The following is a 2,352-nucleotide window of genomic DNA, read 5'->3' as shown; positions in this document are numbered from 1 at the left end:
ATTCATGGACATCGTTCTCCCTTTTATCCTTGCGTTGTGATCTGGGCTTCTGTTTCTTCCTGCATTTTCTGTTTATCATACATCTTAATAAATGGATAATAGATCAGGCAGTTTAACACAAGCAGCACGATCCACCAGATCAGATTGCGAAGATCGCCGCCGGACGATAAGTAGGAGCCTAAGAATCCCGGCAGCGCCCAATGCAGCGTCACATAGGTTCGTCCGATGATATTCAAGTAACTCAGAATCCAGGTTGTCAATAGATTAAAGGTATTCGCAAATAAGAATGGAATCAGCATGATCGGATTCAGCACGACTGGCAAACCGAACCAGAAAGGTTCTGTAACGCCGAATACGGCCGGCAAGGCCGCCAGCTTCCCGATCTGCTTTAAATGGGAAGACTTGCAGACTACCACCATCATCAGACAGATCGCAAACGCGGATACGCTGGAATCCTGATAGAAGCTTTCGAACGAAGGCGTAATGATATATGGCATTGCCTGACCCGCCGCCACCGCCGCGGCATTGGCGTCGATATTGGCCAGCGCAAAAGGATACAAAGCACCGCCATTGAACGCGATAATACTTCCGCCATGAATTCCGGCAAACCACAACGTCCGGGATATCAGACTTTCCGTCACAACCGCGAACGGCGAATCCGCTGCGACCGCCAACGGTGAAATCAACATGGACATTAAGCCCGGGATATTGACGCCAAAGGCAACGCGCACAGCCCAGACCAACACGACAATAATCCCCAGCGAGATTAACATTTCAAAGGCAGCGGAAATAATCGGCGGTACAGAATCCGGCATTTTGATTAAGATGCCTCGTTTCGTGAACTGATAATTCAGAAACACGGTTACGACGCCCGCTAGAATCGCACAAAAGATCCCCTGCGAACCAAGATAAGCAAGACTGATCGTTCCCTCGGCCGTTAATGGATTAACCATGATTAAGAAGATTGCCGTCGTTGCGACGCCGTTGACCAAAGGCTGCAGGTTCACCGCATTGGCCAGCGCATAACCGATCGCAAAGGCCATATACAGCGCGATCAAACCTAAAGTCAGAGTATTCGGTACACTGAGCATCGGGACATACGGGCCGATAAATTCAGCCCAGCTTTCATTCGGGAAATAACAGATCAGCAGGAAGACGCTTCCGATCAAAACGATCGCCAAAGTTGATGTAAAAGCATCGCGGATCGCCAGAAGATATTTATTCGACGCCATTTTGAATAACGGCGGCATAATTTTCTCTTCCATGAAGTTCATAACTTGATGCATAAATTCCCCTCTTTTCTCTTATAATGGATGATTTAACATCTTCTTGATTTGATTTAAAACTTTTTCCGGATCCTGCAATCCATAGGCGACCACGTCGATGGAATTGACTGGAATGTGCAGCGGAGCGCACTTTTCAGTGACGTTCTTCAGATAATTTCTGACCTGCGGCGCCAGTAATACCGCCTGATAGTTTTCAAACGGCAGCTCCGCTATCTCTGAAACAGAGGCGCATTCAACGGAAATATCATTGCCGTGTTCCCTGGCATATTGGATCACCTTTGTGATCATATTTTTGCTTGTTATGGCAAACTGACAGATAATCAAAGCTTTCATCGGCTTATCCTCTCCTTTTTTAACGAATCTGGGTTTGGCTCATGATCCTTTCAAAATTCTGATGGTAAATCAACGCTTTCTCTTTTTCGTCGGTAAGCGCGCACTCCACACAGCTTTTCATCACGTCGAAATAGTTAAACGGCGTATCCGTGCCGAACAACACCTGACTCAATACCCCTTTGTTTTTCGCATCATTGATAACGCAGGCGTTGATATTGGATATTTCAATATAACAATTAGAATTTTCAGCACAGACTTCAATCGCATGACTGGTCATGAAAAGAATTCCCGCATGGGCCATGATGAAGTTGGCATTCGGATATCGTTTCGCAGCTTCCACGAATTTATAAGGATGAACGTAGTTATTATCGCCGCAGTAACAGATGACCGGCAAATGATAACGATCAGCGATCTCAAGCGTGCGCCCGGTCACCGCAAAATCATCGATCGAGAAGCCGTGTGTCGGCGTATCCAGCTTAAGTCCTTTAAGTCCCAGTTCCAAAACTGAACGTTCCAGTTCTTTTTCAGGATGCTCCTGCGTGTGATCCAAAATGGCGAATCCGATTAACCGGTCGGGGTATTTCTTAACGGCCTCACTGATATAGTCGTTGTTGGGATACGGCACATAAGAGAAAACAACTGCCTGATCGATAGCCGAAGCATCCATCTTGGCAATAATTTCCTCAGCAGTTTGTCCCTTGCGTCCCCGGCGGTCGCCGATATGATTATGCGC

At 46.9% G+C, this 2,352-nt stretch carries 3 protein-coding genes; all 3 read right to left on the bottom strand.

Annotated elements, in window-relative coordinates:
• Positions 1–23: 23 nt before the first annotated feature.
• Entirely contained in the window at positions 24–1,286 is a 1,263-nt protein-coding gene (locus tag HOLDEFILI_RS12170; RefSeq protein WP_006060026.1) for a PTS sugar transporter subunit IIC, read from the bottom strand.
• 18 nt (positions 1,287–1,304) lie between these two features.
• Positions 1,305–1,619: a PTS sugar transporter subunit IIB gene (locus tag HOLDEFILI_RS12165; protein ID WP_006060025.1), complete on the bottom strand. Its 315-nt coding sequence runs from the start codon at positions 1,617–1,619 to the stop codon at positions 1,305–1,307.
• 19 nt (positions 1,620–1,638) lie between these two features.
• Positions 1,639–2,352, bottom strand: a 714-nt coding sequence (locus HOLDEFILI_RS12160; protein ID WP_006060024.1) for an amidohydrolase family protein, incomplete at its 5' end; no start/stop codon positions are given.

The organism is Holdemania filiformis DSM 12042 (genome assembly GCF_000157995.1).
Classification (GTDB): domain Bacteria; phylum Bacillota_I; class Bacilli_A; order Erysipelotrichales; family Erysipelotrichaceae; genus Holdemania; species Holdemania filiformis.
The sequence above is the reverse complement of the archived record's forward strand: the minus strand, read 5'-3'. Positions and strand labels throughout refer to the sequence as shown.